Origin of the sequence: Novosphingobium kunmingense (assembly GCF_002813245.1) — a bacterium.
Taxonomy (GTDB): Bacteria; Pseudomonadota; Alphaproteobacteria; order Sphingomonadales; family Sphingomonadaceae; genus Novosphingobium; species Novosphingobium kunmingense.
Genome location: NZ_PHUF01000002.1, coordinates 180,929 through 195,019, shown reverse-complemented (window position 1 = coordinate 195,019; position 14,091 = coordinate 180,929). Strand labels below are relative to the sequence as shown.

The 14,091-nt window shown below is 64.9% G+C and carries 15 protein-coding genes; 8 read left to right on the top strand and 7 right to left on the bottom strand.

Annotated elements, in window-relative coordinates:
• Positions 1-190 precede the first annotated feature (190 nt).
• Positions 191-571, top strand: coding sequence for a DUF3597 domain-containing protein (locus tag B0I00_RS00920; RefSeq protein ID WP_100866416.1), 381 nt, complete (start codon positions 191-193; stop codon positions 569-571).
• A 9-nt stretch (positions 572-580) separates the two neighbouring features.
• Here the strand turns inward: B0I00_RS00920 and B0I00_RS00915 are convergent, their stop codons facing one another.
• Together B0I00_RS00915 and B0I00_RS00910 are read right to left on the bottom strand one after the other, a co-directional pair.
• A complete protein-coding gene (locus B0I00_RS00915) occupies positions 581-1,021 on the bottom strand; it encodes a hypothetical protein (RefSeq protein WP_100865493.1) in 441 nt (146 codons plus the stop codon).
• Between the two features lie 51 nt (positions 1,022-1,072).
• On the bottom strand, positions 1,073-2,665 hold the full coding sequence (locus tag B0I00_RS00910; RefSeq protein ID WP_100866415.1) for a phosphoenolpyruvate carboxykinase: 1,593 nt from the start codon (positions 2,663-2,665) through the stop codon (positions 1,073-1,075).
• A gap of 211 nt (positions 2,666-2,876) precedes the next feature.
• On the opposite strand from B0I00_RS00910, the gene B0I00_RS00905 reads away from it, so the two are divergent.
• From B0I00_RS00905 to B0I00_RS00895, 3 genes are read left to right on the top strand one after another with little or no spacing between them, the layout of a single operon-like run.
• Positions 2,877-3,623, top strand: a complete 747-nt coding sequence (locus tag B0I00_RS00905) for a response regulator transcription factor (protein ID WP_100865492.1) — start codon at positions 2,877-2,879, stop codon at positions 3,621-3,623.
• Positions 3,616-5,190, top strand: a complete 1,575-nt coding sequence (locus B0I00_RS00900) for a sensor histidine kinase (protein WP_232730058.1) — start codon at positions 3,616-3,618, stop codon at positions 5,188-5,190. The genes B0I00_RS00905 and B0I00_RS00900 overlap by 8 nt, the downstream gene beginning before the upstream one ends.
• On the top strand, positions 5,187-5,612 hold the full coding sequence (locus B0I00_RS00895) for an HPr kinase/phosphorylase (RefSeq protein WP_100865490.1): 426 nt from the start codon (positions 5,187-5,189) through the stop codon (positions 5,610-5,612). Before B0I00_RS00900 ends, B0I00_RS00895 begins: the two co-directional genes overlap by 4 nt.
• On the opposite strand, the gene B0I00_RS00890 is transcribed toward B0I00_RS00895, so the two are convergent.
• On the bottom strand, positions 5,584-6,543 hold the full coding sequence (locus B0I00_RS00890) for a DUF808 domain-containing protein (protein WP_100865489.1): 960 nt from the start codon (positions 6,541-6,543) through the stop codon (positions 5,584-5,586). The two genes, B0I00_RS00895 and B0I00_RS00890, sit on opposite strands and share 29 nt — an antisense overlap.
• A 221-nt stretch (positions 6,544-6,764) precedes the next feature.
• Between B0I00_RS00890 and rpsF the strand changes: the two genes are divergently transcribed.
• The 4 genes from rpsF (at position 6,765) to B0I00_RS00870 (ending at position 9,535) form a co-directional block, all read left to right on the top strand.
• Positions 6,765-7,127 (top strand): 30S ribosomal protein S6, encoded by a 363-nt coding sequence (rpsF, locus tag B0I00_RS00885; protein WP_100865488.1) that lies wholly within the window; start codon positions 6,765-6,767, stop codon positions 7,125-7,127.
• 3 nt (positions 7,128-7,130) lie between these two features.
• Positions 7,131-7,355, top strand: a complete 225-nt coding sequence (gene rpsR, locus B0I00_RS00880) for a 30S ribosomal protein S18 (protein ID WP_088309634.1) — start codon at positions 7,131-7,133, stop codon at positions 7,353-7,355.
• A 13-nt stretch (positions 7,356-7,368) separates the two neighbouring features.
• Positions 7,369-7,980, top strand: a complete 612-nt coding sequence (rplI, locus tag B0I00_RS00875) for a 50S ribosomal protein L9 (protein WP_100865487.1) — start codon at positions 7,369-7,371, stop codon at positions 7,978-7,980.
• 121 nt (positions 7,981-8,101) lie between these two features.
• Positions 8,102-9,535, top strand: a complete 1,434-nt coding sequence (locus tag B0I00_RS00870; protein ID WP_100865486.1) for an AMP nucleosidase — start codon at positions 8,102-8,104, stop codon at positions 9,533-9,535.
• A gap of 9 nt (positions 9,536-9,544) precedes the next feature.
• Here the strand turns inward: B0I00_RS00870 and B0I00_RS00865 are convergent, their stop codons facing one another.
• Genes B0I00_RS00865 through B0I00_RS00850 form a run of 4 tightly spaced genes read right to left on the bottom strand, consistent with a single transcriptional unit; the run spans position 9,545 to position 14,054 of the window.
• Positions 9,545-10,237 carry an alpha/beta fold hydrolase gene (locus B0I00_RS00865; protein ID WP_100866414.1) on the bottom strand — a complete coding sequence of 231 codons (693 nt, stop codon included), beginning with the start codon at positions 10,235-10,237 and terminating at the stop codon, positions 9,545-9,547.
• Between the two features lie 56 nt (positions 10,238-10,293).
• Positions 10,294-10,740 (bottom strand): GFA family protein, encoded by a 447-nt coding sequence (locus B0I00_RS00860; protein WP_100865485.1) that lies wholly within the window; start codon positions 10,738-10,740, stop codon positions 10,294-10,296.
• A 3-nt stretch (positions 10,741-10,743) separates the two neighbouring features.
• Positions 10,744-11,769, bottom strand: coding sequence for an aspartate-semialdehyde dehydrogenase (locus B0I00_RS00855; RefSeq protein WP_100865484.1), 1,026 nt, complete (start codon positions 11,767-11,769; stop codon positions 10,744-10,746).
• Between the two features lie 38 nt (positions 11,770-11,807).
• On the bottom strand, positions 11,808-14,054 hold the full coding sequence (locus B0I00_RS00850; protein WP_100865483.1) for a S9 family peptidase: 2,247 nt from the start codon (positions 14,052-14,054) through the stop codon (positions 11,808-11,810).
• Positions 14,055-14,091 lie beyond the last annotated feature (37 nt).

Here is a 14,091-nt window from a genome sequence, read left to right as displayed (position 1 = left end):
TCGTCCCATTATGCTTCAGGCTACACGGCAATTGCGCGCAGGGCCAATATCAAAAAGCGACATTTCCGCAATCGACCGCAAAATTCGCGTAGAGGCAGAAATATTCTGAGGGCGGATCGAACCACGCGCTGGCACGTTGATGCAACAGGCGCGCCGCGATCAGGCGCACTGGCAGACCAAGGATCCCGCGATGTCGATATTCAGCAAGATCAAGGACGCCATCTTCGGCAAGAAGGCCCAGGCTCAGACCCCCACACCCGAGGCCGCACCTGCGGCCACGCAGACTGGCGCTGCTCCGCAGCCGGCCCCCGCACCGGTCCAGGAAGTCGACATCGAGGCCTCGCTCACCTCGATGCCGGGCGCGGACAGGCTGAACTGGCGAACCTCGATCGTCGACCTGATGAAGCTGCTCGACATCGATTCCAGCTACGAGAACCGCAAGGAACTGGCGCAGGAACTGGGCAACGCCAATTATTCCGGCTCGGCCGAGGACAACCTGCTCCTCCACCGCCAGGTCATGAAGGCGCTTGCAGACAACGGCGGCAAGGTTCCGGCCGAACTGCTCGACTGATCATGCGCGTCAGGGCTCGGCCCGATCGGGGCCGAGCCAGCCATGCCGGGCCTCGACACTGAACAGACGGTCACGCGAATAGAGCGTGAGCGGCCAGTTCCGGTCGCCGATCTGGCTCAGAAGGAGAGCATTGACGATCCTGGCCAGTCCAGCGCCGCGCTCCTCACCGAGAAAATTCCTCACGCCGCCGATGTAAAGCAGCGTCAGGGTATGATGGTAGCCCTGGCTATCGTCGTTCACCCCGCCCACTGCCACGTTGTAGTTGCGGATGATGTCGGGGAGATCGGTTTCCGGCACGATGTCGGGGCGCTCGAGGAGAAGCCAGGCGCAGGCCGCCAGGTGGGCTTCATGGGTCCACTCGGACTTGGGCAACGTTCGCGCCAGCAGGCCCGCGCCGACGCGGCGGATCTCCGCGTCGGAAGCGAACAGGCGAACGGGGTATTCGGTCATCGGGACACTCCCTGGGTCTGGTATCAGGCCCGCGGAGCTGTCCCGGGCCGGTCAGGCGGCGGTCGGAGCCGCGTTGCGAACGCCTTGGTCGACGTAGTCGACGAACTGTTCGAAGTTCGCGATGAACTTGCCGACCAGTTCCTGCGCCGTCTGATCATATTGTTGCGGATCGGCCCAGGTCTTGCGCGGGTCGAGAAGTTGCGCATCGACGCCGGGCACGCTGACCGGGACTTCAAAGCCGAAGTTTGGATCCTTGCGGAACTCCGCGTTGTTGAGGCTGCCGTCGAGCGCGGCGTTGAGCAACGCGCGGGTGGCCTTGATGGGCATCCGCTTGATCCCTGGCTGGGTCGCCTTGCCGCCCGACCAGCCGGTGTTGACCAGCCAGCACTGCGCCCCGCCCTTGGCGATACGCTCCTTCAGCAGGTTTCCATACACGCTGGGGTGGCGCGGCATGAAGGCGGCGCCGAAGCATGTCGAGAAGGTCGCTTCCGGTTCGGTCACGCCGATTTCGGTGCCGGCGACCTTGGCCGTGTAGCCCGACAGAAAATAATACATCGCCTGGTCAGGGGTCAGCCGCGCGATCGGAGGCAGCACGCCGAAGGCATCGGCGGTCAGCATGATGACGTTGGACGGGGCCGGGCCGAGATTCTTTTCCGACACGTTCGGAATGAATTCGATCGGATAGGCGCCGCGCGTGTTCTCGGTCTTGCTGCCGTCGCTAAAGTCCAGCTCGCGCGTCGCCTCGTCCATGGTGACGTTCTCGAGGATCGTCCCGAACATCTGCGTGGTGGCGTAGATTTCCGGCTCACCCTCGGCCGAAAGGTTGATCATCTTGGCGTAGCAGCCGCCTTCGAAATTGAACACCGCTTGGTCCGACCAGCCGTGTTCGTCGTCGCCGATCAGTGTGCGGCTGGCGTCGGCCGAGAGCGTGGTCTTGCCGGTTCCCGACAGGCCGAAGAAAATCGCGCTCTTGCCGTCGTTGCCGATGTTGGCCGAGCAATGCATCGGCATCACGCCCTGCGCCGGCAACAGGAAGTTCAGCAGGCCGAACACGCCCTTCTTCATCTCGCCCGAATATTCGGTGTTGCCGATCAGGATCAGCTTTTCGCTGAAGTTGACCGCGATCACCGTGTCGCTGCGGCAGCCGTGACGCTCGGGATTCGCCTTGAAGCTGGGCAGGTTCACGATCGTGTATTCCGGCAGGAAGCCGGCCAGCTCGTCCGCGGTCGGACGGACCAGCAAGGTGCGGATGAACAGGCTGTGCCAGGCCATCTGGGTGATGACGCGCACGTTGACGCGGTATTCGGGCTGCGATCCGCCGAACAGGTCGGCGACGAAAAGCTCGTCCTGGTTAGCCAGGGCAGCCATGAAATCGGCCTTGAGGTTGGCCCAATGCTCACCCGCCATCGGCTGGTTGATCGCGCCCCAGTTGACCGTGTCTTCGGTCACCGCATCGCGGACGATGAACTTGTCCTTGACGCTGCGCCCCGTGAACTTGCCCGTATCGACGAGCAGTGCGCCATGACGGGTCAGCTTGCCCTCTTCGCGCGCGATCGCGTGTTCGATCAACGGCGCCGTGCCGAGGTTGGCGAAGATCGTGGCGCTGGTGGTGATCCCCAGGTGATCGAGCGGGTGGGAAAGCATGCCGTTCAAGTCCATCTCCGTAACCAAAAGGCCGCCTGGATACGTGCCAGGACGGGAAGTTCCGCATACCTATGCAAAGATTCGTCCCGGCGCATAGTCCAGCAGGCCGATTCCGTCAAATACGTAACGGATATCTCGTACCCGTCCGGTAGGCGCCGCCTTCGCCGCCGATTGCCAGAGGCAGCGCGAACGGGTAGCCCCGCAGGCGCCGATGACCGACACCGCGCCAGCCTCGTCCCCTGCCGAATCGCCCCGGGTGATTGCGCTGGTTGACGACGACCGCAACATCCTGACCACCGTATCGATCGCGCTCAGGTCCGAAGGCTTCGTCACGCGGGTTTATTCCGACGGCGAGACCGCGCTCAAGGCGCTGCTCGACAATCCGCCTGACCTCGCGGTCTGCGACATCAAGATGCCGCGCATGGACGGTCTTCAATTGCTGCAGAAGCTGCGCGAGACCAGCGCCTTGCCGGTGATCTTCCTGACCAGCAAGGACGAGGAGCCGGACGAGGCGCTGGGCCTGGCGATGGGCGCCGACGACTATATCGCAAAGCCGTTCAGTCAGCGCCTGCTGATCGCCCGCATTCGCGCGATCCTGCGCCGTAGCGCCCTGGTTCGCGGCGCGCCCGAGGTCGAAAACGACGAACAACCGGCCGAGGCAATCCGCCGCGGAAGGCTGGAAATGGACCCTCTGCGCCACCAGGTGCTGTGGAACGGTCAGCCCGTATCGTTGACCGTGACGGAGTTCCTGATCCTCGAGGCGCTCGCCGCCCGCCCCGGCGTGATCAAGAGCCGCAACCAGTTGATGGACGCGGCCTACAGCGACGACGTCTTCGTCGACGATCGTACCATCGACAGCCACATCAAGCGGCTGCGGCGAAAGTTCCGCAGCGTCGATCCACACTTCGGTGCGATCGAGACGCTGTATGGCGCTGGCTATAGCTACTCCGATGGCTGACAGCCGCCCTGCCGAAAGCTGGCAGCGCCGCCGGGCGTGGACGCGGCGAACGTCGCTGACGGTGCGCATCCTGGCGGTCAACATCATCGCGCTCGGGCTGATGGCGGGCAGCCTGTTCTATCTCGATTCCTACCGCAAGCAGCTGCTCGACGTGCGTTTCAAGCTGGCCCGGGCAGAGGCCGAAATCACGGCCAACGGCCTTGCCGAAACGCCGATCGCCGGGCGCAAGGCGCTGTTCGAACGGGTCAGCCGCGACCAGGACCTGCGTTTGCGGCTCTACGATGCCAGGGGCCGGCTGATCCTCGACAGCGATAAGGTTTCGGGCCCAGCCTACACCTTCGTTGATCCCGCCAGCGAGCCGTTCCTGCTGCGCGTCGCACGCAACATCGACCGCGCAATGAGCTGGGTGCTGGGGACGACGCCGGTGCCCGAGTACCGCGACCCGCCCACCGAAAGCGTAGATGCCTGGCCCGAGCTGGCCGCCGCCAAGAAAACCGGCAAGGCCTACGTCCTGCAGCGATCGGCCCCCGATGAAACTCCGGTCATCACCGCGGCGGCTCCCGTCGGCGTGCGCGGCGAGATGCTGCTGACTACGCGCAATGCCCGCGACATCACGCAGGACGTGCGCGATGCGCGCGGCACGCTTGGCATCGTGCTGGCAATTACCCTGCTGATCTCGATCCAGCTTTCGCTGTTCCTGGCGCGGACCATCGTTCAGCCGCTGCGCGCGCTGGTCCGTGCCGCCATCCGCGTGCGGCTCGGTCGCGATCGCGAGGTGGTGGTCCCGCGCCTGCCCGAGCGCGGCGACGAGATCGGCCTGCTCGCCCGTGCCCTGTCCGACATGACCCTCGCGCTGCGCCACCGCATCGACGCGGTCGAGACCTTTGCCGCCGATGTCGCGCACGAAATCAAGAACCCGCTCGCCTCGCTGCGCAGCGCGATCGAGACGATGGAAAAGGTCGACGATCCGGCGCTGCGCGCCGAACTGGTCGGCATTGCCGCCCATGACGTGCGTCGCATCGACAGGTTGGTCACCGAAATCGCCGAGGCCAGCCGGATCGATGCCGAACTGAGCCGCACCGAATTCGTCCCCGTCGATCTCGAGACGCTGGCCGGCACTCTGGTTTCCGCGCGCGAGGAGCGGCAGGTCGACCAGGGACGCAGCGTGCGCCTCGTGCCGCTCGGTCCTGGACCTTTCGTGGTACCGGGGGATCCGGCGCGGCTGGAGCGGGTACTGGAGAACCTGGTCGACAATGCAGTCTCTTTTTCTCCGCCAGAGGCCAGCGTCGACATCACGCTGGAGCGCATGGACGACCATGTCCGGCTGGCGGTGCGCGATGCGGGCCCCGGCATTCCCGACGACGCGCGTGAGCAGGTGTTCGACCGGTTCCATTCGGTCCGCCCCAAGGGCGAGGACTTCGGCGGACATTCGGGCCTCGGCCTCGCTATCGCGCGCACCATCGTCGAAGCCCACGACGGCAGCCTTTACGCAACCGACCGGGACGACGGACAGCCGGGTGCCAACTTGGTGGCCGAACTCCCGCTCGAGCGCGAGGACCAGGAATGAGCCTGCTTCTGAATGTCAGCGCGGTGTCCTGCGCCGGGCGGGGCGTGCTGATCGAGGGCGCGGCGGGCAGCGGTAAATCGAGCTTGACCCTGGCCTTGATCGACCGCGGCGCCATGCTGATCGGCGACGATGGCTTGCGCATCGAATCGCGCGGCAACCGCCTGATCGCCAGCCCGCCGCCCAAGGCGAGCGGCCTGATCGAAGTCCGCAACGTCGGCCTGCTGCCCTTCCCGACCGTCGACGCGGTGCCGCTATGCCTGGTTCTGACGCTGGACCCGGCCGCCCCACGTTTCGTCGACGCAGCCGAAATCCTCGAGGTAGAGGGCCAGACGCTGCCGCTGATCCGCCTGTGGCCGGACAGCCCGCAGATCGCGCTGCGGGCAGAAGCCGCGCTCAGGCAGTGGGGCCTGCCGGCTTGCTGAACAGGGCGGGCAGCTTGTGCAGCAGCACGGCGACGATCCACCCCAGGGCCAGGCCGACCACGGCCGAAGCCACGGCGTAGGTGAGCCAGCCGAGCACGCCGCCGAGGACGCCGGTCGCGTGCTCGACCGCGTGCTGCACGCTGTGGGCAATATCTGCCGGGCCATGCCAGCCGAGTTCTTCGGTGCCGTGAAGGATGATCCCGCCGCCGACCCAGAGCATGGCCGCGGTGCCGACCACCGAAAGCACCGCAAGGATGCGCGGCATCGCCCTGAGCAGGCCCCGTCCGACCGCCTTCGCCGCAGCCGTGCTGCGATTCTCGACCATATGCAGGCCGATGTCGTCCATCTTCACGATCAGCGCCACAGCGCCGTAAACGATCACCGTAATGGCCACGCCCACCACGGCGAGGACCAGCCCGCGCTCGACGATCGGGGTGTCGGCGATCTCGGCAAGCGCAATGGCCATGATCTCGGCCGAAAGAATCAGGTCGGTACGCACCGCGCCCGACACGCGTTCCTTCTCGAACGCAGCCACGTCGCTGATGGGGTCTTCAAGCGTCTGGCCGTGCTCCTCGCCGCCCAGCTTCTCCATGATCTTTTCCGCGCCTTCATAGCACAGGAACAGGCCGCCGATCATCAGTAGCGGGGTCATCGCCCAAGGCAGGAACTCGCTGATCAGCAGCGCGCCGGGCAGAAGCAGGACCAGTTTGTTGAACAGGCTGCCCTTGGCGATCTTCCAGATGATCGGCAGTTCGCGATCGGGCGTGAACTCGGTCACGTAGGTCGGCGTTACCGCGGCATCGTCGATCACCACGCCGGCGGCCTTGGTCCCGGCCTTGGCCGCTGCCACGCCGACATCGTCGATCGAGGCGGCCGCTGCCTTGGCAATGACGGAAATATCGTCCAGCAGCGCGACGAGGCCGGTAGGCATGGGGTTACAATCCTCCTGTTGGTGCGAGCGGTCTTGGCCAGCCTTTTCCTAACGCGCAAGGGCCAAAGGGTTCCCGCCCAGCGCGCGACAAGGCTTGCTTTTCCCGGTCCAGCCTGTATGGGCCGCCGCTTCCGGGAGATTCCCGGATGCAGAGAAAGCCGGAGGGGCCCCGCAATCCCGCGGATCAGCCAGCGATCGGTTATGAAGATGAAAGGCATGGTATGCCGCTCTACGAGCATACGTTCCTGGCGCGCCAGGATCTGAGCCAGGCGCAGGTTGATGCGCTGGCCGCTACCGCTACCGAGATCGTCGAAACAGGCCAGGGCAAGGTCACCAAGACCGAAACCTGGGGCCTCAAGAATCTCGCCTACAAGATCAAGCGCAACCGCAAGGCGCACTTCGTGATGCTCAACATCGAAGCCCCCGCGGGCGTCGTTGCCGAGCTGGAACGCCAGACCGCGATCAACGAAGACGTGATCCGCTGGCTGACCGTCCGCGTTGACGAGCACGAAACCGGCCCGTCGGTGCAGATGCGCAAGAACGACCGCGAGCGCACCAAGCGCCGCGAACGCGAGGAGTTCTAAGTCATGGCCCGCGCATTCTTCCGCCGCCGCAAGAGCTGCCCGTTCTCGGGCAAGAACGCTCCCAAGATCGATTACAAGGACACGCGCCTGCTTCAGAACTACATGTCTGAACGCGGCAAGATCGTGCCGAGCCGCATCACCGCCGTTTCTGCCAAGAAGCAGCGCGAACTGGGCCAGGCCATCAAGCGCGCCCGCCACCTGGGCCTTCTGCCCTACCTCGTGAAGTAAGGGGACCGGTACCATGGATATCATCCTCCTCGAACGCATCGAGAAGCTGGGCACCATCGGCGATGTCGTGACCGTCAAGGACGGCTACGCGCGCAACTTCCTGCTGCCCAACAAGAAGGCGCTGCGCGCCAACGAAGCCAACAAGAAGGTCTTCGAAGCCAACCGCGCCAAGATCGAAGCCGACAACGCGTCGCGTCGCGGTGAAGCCGAAAAGAACTCGGAAAACGTCGAAGGCAAGTCGGTCGTCCTGATCCGCGCCTCGTCGAACGCCGGCCAGCTTTACGGTTCGGTCTCGGTGCGCGACATCGTCGAAGCGCTGAACGCCGAAGGCGCTGGCGTGACCAAGTCGATGATCGTGCTGGAACGCCCGATCAAGACCATCGGCGTGTTCGACGTCAAGGTTGCGCTGCACCCGGAAGTCGTCGTTGGCGTCAAGGTCAACGTCGCCCGCTCGCCGGATGAAGCGGAGCAGCAGGCCCAGGGCGTCGACGTCATCGCTGCGATGTTCGAAGACGAAGCTGCGGCCGACGCGATCACCGACTTCACCCCCGGCAACGGCGAAGATCTGGAAGCCGACGCTCCGGCCCCGGCCGCCGAGGCTACGGAAGGCGACGACGAAGCCTGAGCCTTCGCCGTTTCTTCGCGAACAGGATCAGGGGGTGCTTCGGCGCCCCCTTTTCTTTTGTCTGGAGCGCGCGAAAGTTCCCGTCATTGAAATGTCGCCGGACCATGGTTATAGGCCCGCGATGGAAACGACAGAAAACATCATCGCGGAACTGGTCCGCGTTTACGACGAAGCCGTCACCACCCTGCGCAGCGACGTGATCGCCTACGCCACCGACGGCACCCTTCCCCCCGAAGACCGCCGCAGCACCCACGCCTGGTGCTATCCGGCGCTTATCGTGCACTATCACGGTGTCGAAACCCGGCCGGATCTGGCGCGTGCCTTCGGCCGACTGGCCCACGACGGCACCTTCTCCACCACCGTGACGCGCCCGGCCCTGTTTGCCGATTACCTCGCCGAACAGCTCGAACTGCTTGCCGGCGACTACGAGATCACGGTCGAGGTAAGCCGTTCGTCGCAGGAAATCCCCTTTCCCTACGTGGTCGATGCCAGCTCCGGGCTCGGCAGCGTCAGCCCTAGCGAACTGGCCCGCCACTTCCCCTCGACCGAACTGGCCATGATCGGCGACGAACTGGCCGACGGGGTCGCGGTCGACGGCATGGACGAAACCATCCCGCTGGCGCTGTTCGACGGGCTGCGCACCGATTTCAGCCTTGCGCGCCTGGCGCACTACACCGGGACCGCGGCCGAGCATTTCCAGCGCTTCATTCTGTTCACCAACTACCACCGCTATGTCGACGAATTCGTCGACTGGGCGGGCCAGCAGCTCGGCAAGGACGAATACACCGCTTTGTCGGGTGCGGGCGGCCTGTTCCTCGACGCAGCGACCGACAACGCGCGCGACCGGCTTTCCGACACGGCGTGGCGCCGCCACCAGATGCCGGCCTATCACCTGATCCGCCCGGATCATTCGGGCATCACGCTGGTCAACATCGGGGTCGGCCCGTCCAACGCCAAGACGATCTGCGATCACCTGGCTGTGCTGCGACCCGAAGCCTGGCTGATGATCGGCCACTGCGGCGGGCTGCGCGACACGCAGAAGATCGGCGACTTCGTCTTGGCCCACGCTTACCTGCGCGACGATCATGTGCTCGACCCGGTGCTGCCACCGGAAATTCCGATCCCGGCCATTGCCGAAGTGCAGATTGCCCTCGCCCAGGCCGCTGAAATGGTCAGCGGCGATGTCGGCGCGAACCTCAAGAAGCGGATGCGGACCGGTACCGTCGCCACCACCGACGATCGCAACTGGGAGCTACGCTACACCCAGTCCGCGCGCCGCCTCAGCCAGAGTCGCGCGATCGGCATCGACATGGAAAGCGCGACCATCGCCGCGCAGGGCTATCGCTTCCGCGTGCCTTACGGAACCCTGCTCTGCGTGTCGGACAAGCCGCTCCACGGCGAGATCAAGCTGCCCGGCCAGGCAAACCGCTTTTACGAGGAGACCATCGCCTCGCACCTGCAGATCGGCACCACCACGATCGACCTGCTGCGCGCGCAACGCGCACGTCTCCACAGCCGCAAGCTGCGCGCCTTCAACGAGCCGCCGTTCCGTTAAGCGCCCGGTTCAGGCCGCAAGGAAGTCGCGGATCGCCAGCCCCAGGTCCGGTTTGGTAACGCAACTCATGTGCGTGCCAGGGACCACGGCCTGGACCGCATTCGGCAAGGTCTCGGTCAAGGCTGCGGGATCGCCGTTGTCGCGGTCCTGATCGCCGTTGACGACAAGCGTCGGCATGGTGATCGTGGCAAGCGCCGTCGGCGGCGTGTCGGTAAAGGTTTGCAGCAGCAGCCGCACCGCAGCCCGGTCGACCTTCATGGTCTTCATGAAGGAAACTGCGTTGAAGGCGGGATCGCCATGCTTGATCGTCTCGAAGCGATCGATCGCGTCGATAAAGAAGGCGCCCCTGGCCGTCCAGCCGGCGAGCCCTTCAAGGCCCATGCCGCCCAGCACGAGGCGGCGCGGGCTGACCCCGGCGATAACGCCGCGCACGGCTGTTCGCGCGCCCAGCGAAAAGCCGCAAAGGTCGAAGTCGGACAGATCGAGATGCGCAACCAGTGCGGCAAGATCCCTGGCCAGCACGTCGTCGGGATAGGCATCCGGATCGTGCGGCGCCTCGCTGTGCCCGTGCGCGCGAAGATCGGGCATAAGACATTCGAAACCGGCTTCGACCAGCAGGTCGGCCTGGCCGAATTTGATCCAGTTCATTTCCGCGCTGGAAAACAGGCCGTGCAGCAGGATCACCGGGCGACCGGCACCCATCCGGTGCAGGGCCAACCGCGCCCCATCAAAGCCGTCGTAGAACTTGGTGCTCAACGTCACTCAGGAACCCCCAGCCCGACCTCGGCATAGCGCTCCGCCACGCTTGGCGTCGTCGCGGTGTAGTGGCGCGGCAGGTCACGGGTGTCGAGCCACGCCTCGTGAATCGATTCGGCGCCGGCATGGGCCACCGGCTTGAAAGCGGACGGATCGTCGAAGCTGCCCACCGTCAGGTCGATGTCCTTGCCCTGCCGCAGGAAATCGAAGCCCAGCGGCGTCCCGCAGGCCGAACAGAACGGCCGCCGCGCAATCGGCGAGCTTTGGTACCAGTCCGGCTCGCTTTCCCAGGTCAGGCTCGCGACCGGGACCTGCACAAAGGCCGCCGCGATGCCGCCGGTCGCCTTCTGGCACATCCGGCAATGGCACCAGTAGGCATCGTCGCTCTCGAGATCGACGCTGTAGCGCACGCGGCCGCACTGGCAGCCGCCGGTCATGGTCCGGGTCATGCCTTACCCCTTCTGCAAATGCCTCCGCCCGAGCAGTTCGGCAATCTGGACCGCGTTGAGCGCGGCGCCTTTGCGCAGGTTGTCCGAAACGCACCACAGCGCAAGGCCGTTGTCGACCGTCGGATCCTCGCGCACGCGCGACACGAAGGTCGCACCGTCGCCGACGCATTCGACCGGGGTGACGTATCCGCCGTCCTCGCGCTTGTCGATCAGCATGACGCCCGGCGCCTCGCGCAGGATGTCCTGCGCTTCCTCGGCCGAAATCTCGTCCTCGAATTCCAGGTTGATCGATTCCGAATGGCCGACGAAGACCGGCACGCGCACGCAGGTGGCGTTCACCTTGATCTTGGGGTCGAGGATCTTCTTGGTTTCGACCACCATCTTCCATTCCTCCTTGGTCGATCCGTCGTCCAGGAAGCTGTCGATGTGCGGGATCACGTTGAAGGCGATCTGCTTGGTGAATTTGACCGGTTCGTTGGCCTGGCCGACGAAGATGTTGCGGCTCTGCTCGAACAGTTCGTCCATGCCCTGCTTGCCCGCGCCCGACACCGACTGGTAGGTGCTGACCACCACGCGCTTGATCTTCGCCTTGTCGTGCAGCGGCTTGAGCGCGACGACCATCTGCGCGGTCGAGCAGTTGGGGTTGGCGATGATCATCTTCGCCTTGTAGCCGTCGATCGCCTCGGGGTTCACTTCGGGCACGATCAACGGCACGTCCGGGTCCATCCGGTAGAACGACGAATTGTCGATCACCACGCAGCCAGCCGCCGCAGCCTTGGGCGCATAGGTCTTGGATACTTCGGACCCGGCGGAAAACAGCGCTATGTCCCAGCCGGTGAAATCGAAATGCTCGATATTGCGGACCTTGAGCGTGCGCCCGGTCTCGCCGAAGTCGATTTCGTCGCCGGTCGAACGCGACGAGGCGACGGCGGCGAGCTCCTCGATCGGAAACTCGCGCTCGGCCAGCACGTTCAGCATCTCGCGCCCGACATTGCCAGTCGCGCCGACCACAACCACCCGGTAACCCATCGTCATTCTCCGCAGATTTCGTGCCAGGCCCTAGCCGGTCACTTCGGCGGCGTCACCCCGTGCCGTTCGAGGAACGCCAGGATCGTACCCCACAGGTGCGCGCTGACCTTCGGTCCGGAAACGCGGTGGGTGTAGCCGGGGTAGAGCATCATCTCGAACGGCACGTTCTCGGCCTGCAACTTCGCGATGAGCGCGGATGAGTTTTCGAATACCACGTTGTCGTCGGCCATGCCATGGATCACCAGAAGCGGATCCTTGATCTTTGCGGCGTCGGCCAGCGCGTTGGACTGTTCGTAGACCTTGGGCAACTTGGTCGGATCGCCGAGGTACCGCTCGGTATAGTTGGTGTCGTAAAGCTCCCACTTGGTTACCGGAGCGCCAGCAATGCCCGCCGCGTAAAGGCCCTGGTCTGCCTGCAGCATCTTCAGCGTCATGTAACCGCCATAGGACCAGCCATAGGTGGCGATCTTGTCCGGATCGACGAAGGGCAGGCTCCTGAGATAGAGCGCGCCGGCTTTCTGGTCCTCGACCTCGACGCTGCCCATGGCGTGCCAGATCTGGCTGGCAAACTTGACGCCTCGGTTCTCGGTCCCGCGGTTGTCGATCTCGAAGACGATATAGCCCTTGGCGACCAGGGCCTGGGTCAGAGGGTTCGTCCAGGCGCTGGTGACCTGCTGCGCCGTCGGGCCGCCGTAATGCTGGAAGAACACCGGATAGCGCTTGCCCGGCTGCATGACCGGGGTCGTCATCTTCCAGTGCAGATCGCTGCCGTCGACCGCCTTGATCGTGCCAAACTGCGCGGGACGGTGCGCCGCAAGGTACGGCGCGTAGGGATGGCTGGCGTCCAGCTTGTTCTCCTCCACCCAGGCCAGCCGCTTGCCGGTCTGATCGGCGAGATAGACCTGCGACGGCTGCGAGTTGGCCGACCGGCTGACCAGCAGCGTCTGCCCGGTCTTGTCCATGCTGGCATTCGCGTCCCAGCCGGTTTCGGTCAGGCGCTCGATCTTGCCGGGTGCAGACAGGTTCAGCGCATAAACACCCTGTTCGATGGCCGAATCCCTGTTGGCGGTGAAGAACACGCGGCCCTTCTTCTGATCCACACCGACCAGGTTGCTGACCACCCACGGCCCCTTGGTCAGCTGCTTCCACCTGCCGTTCCTGACGTGCCACAGGTGGCCATAGCCATCGCGTTCCGACCACCAGACCAGGCTGCCGTCGTCGAGGAAGCGGTAGTTGTTGGTCAGGTTGATCCAGCTCTTCGCGGCCGCCTTCTCGGTGAACAGCACGCTCGCCTTGCCAGTCGCGGGATCGACCTTGAGCATGTCGAGCAGGGTCTGCTCGCGGTTCATCCGCTGGACGTAGAGCGCCTTGGCATCGGGCGACCAGTTGACGCGGGCCAGGTAGATGTCCGGATTGCTCCCCAGATCGACCTGCACCCGCTCGCTACCGTCCGGCTTCATCACGTAAAGCGAGACCAGCGAATTGCGCGTGCCGGCAGCCGGATAGCGCTGCTGGAAGGTCTTGGTCCCTTCCGCCCCGATCGCCGCGCGGGTAACGATCCCGACCGGCGCATCGTCGAACCGCTGGACCGCAATCCGACTGTCGTCGGGTGCCCACCAGTATCCGGTGAAGCGGGCCATTTCCTCTTGCGCGACGAACTCGGCTTCACCCCAGTGGACCGTCTCCGAACTCTCGGCGGGCGTGACCGGCCGGGCGCTTTGGCCCACCGGGCCGACCCACAGCCGCCGGTCGCGCACGAAGGACAGGTAGGCGCCCTTCTCGCTCAGCGCGGGATTGAGCTCGTCCTCCTTGCTCTCCGTCAACTTCTGCACCGAGCCGTCGAGCTTGGCGAGAAACAGGTCGCCGTCGAGCGGGACGAGGATGCCCTTGCCGTCGGCCGACCAGGAATAGTTGACGATGCCCTTCACATCGCCCAGCCGCATGCGTTCGCGCTGCATCTTTTCGGCCTCGGACAGGTCCTTGCCCGACCCCAGCTTCAGACTGTCGACCAGCATGGTCCACTGGCTGGTGGTGCGATCGAACCCCCACAGGTCCCAGCGTTCGCGGTCGTCGGCGCGGTTGCGCAGCATGGTCAGGAAACGGCCGTCGGGCGAAAGCTTGACCCCGCGCGGCACCGGGCCGTTGAGGCTGGGGCTGGCGAAGACCCGTTCCAGCGGCAACGCGGTACCGACGGATGCCGCCTGCGTCACGGGAGCCTCCTGCGCAAGGGCTGCGGGCGCGATGGCAAGACAGGTTGCGGCAAGCAGGACGGACGGCAGACGCATGACAAGTGAAGTCCCCACGGAAACAGGAAAAAGGGCG

Excerpts from the sequence above, each read along its gene's own strand:
- B0I00_RS00920 (WP_100866416.1), top strand. The coding sequence starts at position 191 with ATGTCGATATTCAGCAAGATCAAGGACGCCATCTTCGGCAAGAAGGCC.
- B0I00_RS00900 (WP_232730058.1), top strand. The coding sequence starts at position 3,616 with ATGGCTGACAGCCGCCCTGCCGAAAGCTGGCAGCGCCGCCGGGCGTGG.
- rplI (WP_100865487.1), top strand. The coding sequence starts at position 7,369 with ATGGATATCATCCTCCTCGAACGCATCGAGAAGCTGGGCACCATCGGC.
- B0I00_RS00915 (WP_100865493.1), bottom strand. The coding sequence starts at position 1,021 with ATGACCGAATACCCCGTTCGCCTGTTCGCTTCCGACGCGGAGATCCGC.
- B0I00_RS00860 (WP_100865485.1), bottom strand. The coding sequence starts at position 10,740 with ATGACCCGGACCATGACCGGCGGCTGCCAGTGCGGCCGCGTGCGCTAC.
- B0I00_RS00855 (WP_100865484.1), bottom strand. The coding sequence starts at position 11,769 with ATGGGTTACCGGGTGGTTGTGGTCGGCGCGACTGGCAATGTCGGGCGC.
- B0I00_RS00850 (WP_100865483.1), bottom strand. The coding sequence starts at position 14,054 with ATGCGTCTGCCGTCCGTCCTGCTTGCCGCAACCTGTCTTGCCATCGCG.
- B0I00_RS00905 (WP_100865492.1), top strand. The coding sequence starts at position 2,877 with ATGACCGACACCGCGCCAGCCTCGTCCCCTGCCGAATCGCCCCGGGTG.
- rpsR (WP_088309634.1), top strand. The coding sequence starts at position 7,131 with ATGGCCCGCGCATTCTTCCGCCGCCGCAAGAGCTGCCCGTTCTCGGGC.
- B0I00_RS00890 (WP_100865489.1), bottom strand. The coding sequence starts at position 6,543 with ATGCCTACCGGCCTCGTCGCGCTGCTGGACGATATTTCCGTCATTGCC.
- B0I00_RS00865 (WP_100866414.1), bottom strand. The coding sequence starts at position 10,237 with ATGGGTGCCGGTCGCCCGGTGATCCTGCTGCACGGCCTGTTTTCCAGC.
- B0I00_RS00895 (WP_100865490.1), top strand. The coding sequence starts at position 5,187 with ATGAGCCTGCTTCTGAATGTCAGCGCGGTGTCCTGCGCCGGGCGGGGC.
- B0I00_RS00910 (WP_100866415.1), bottom strand. The coding sequence starts at position 2,665 with ATGCTTTCCCACCCGCTCGATCACCTGGGGATCACCACCAGCGCCACG.
- rpsF (WP_100865488.1), top strand. The coding sequence starts at position 6,765 with ATGCCGCTCTACGAGCATACGTTCCTGGCGCGCCAGGATCTGAGCCAG.
- B0I00_RS00870 (WP_100865486.1), top strand. The coding sequence starts at position 8,102 with ATGGAAACGACAGAAAACATCATCGCGGAACTGGTCCGCGTTTACGAC.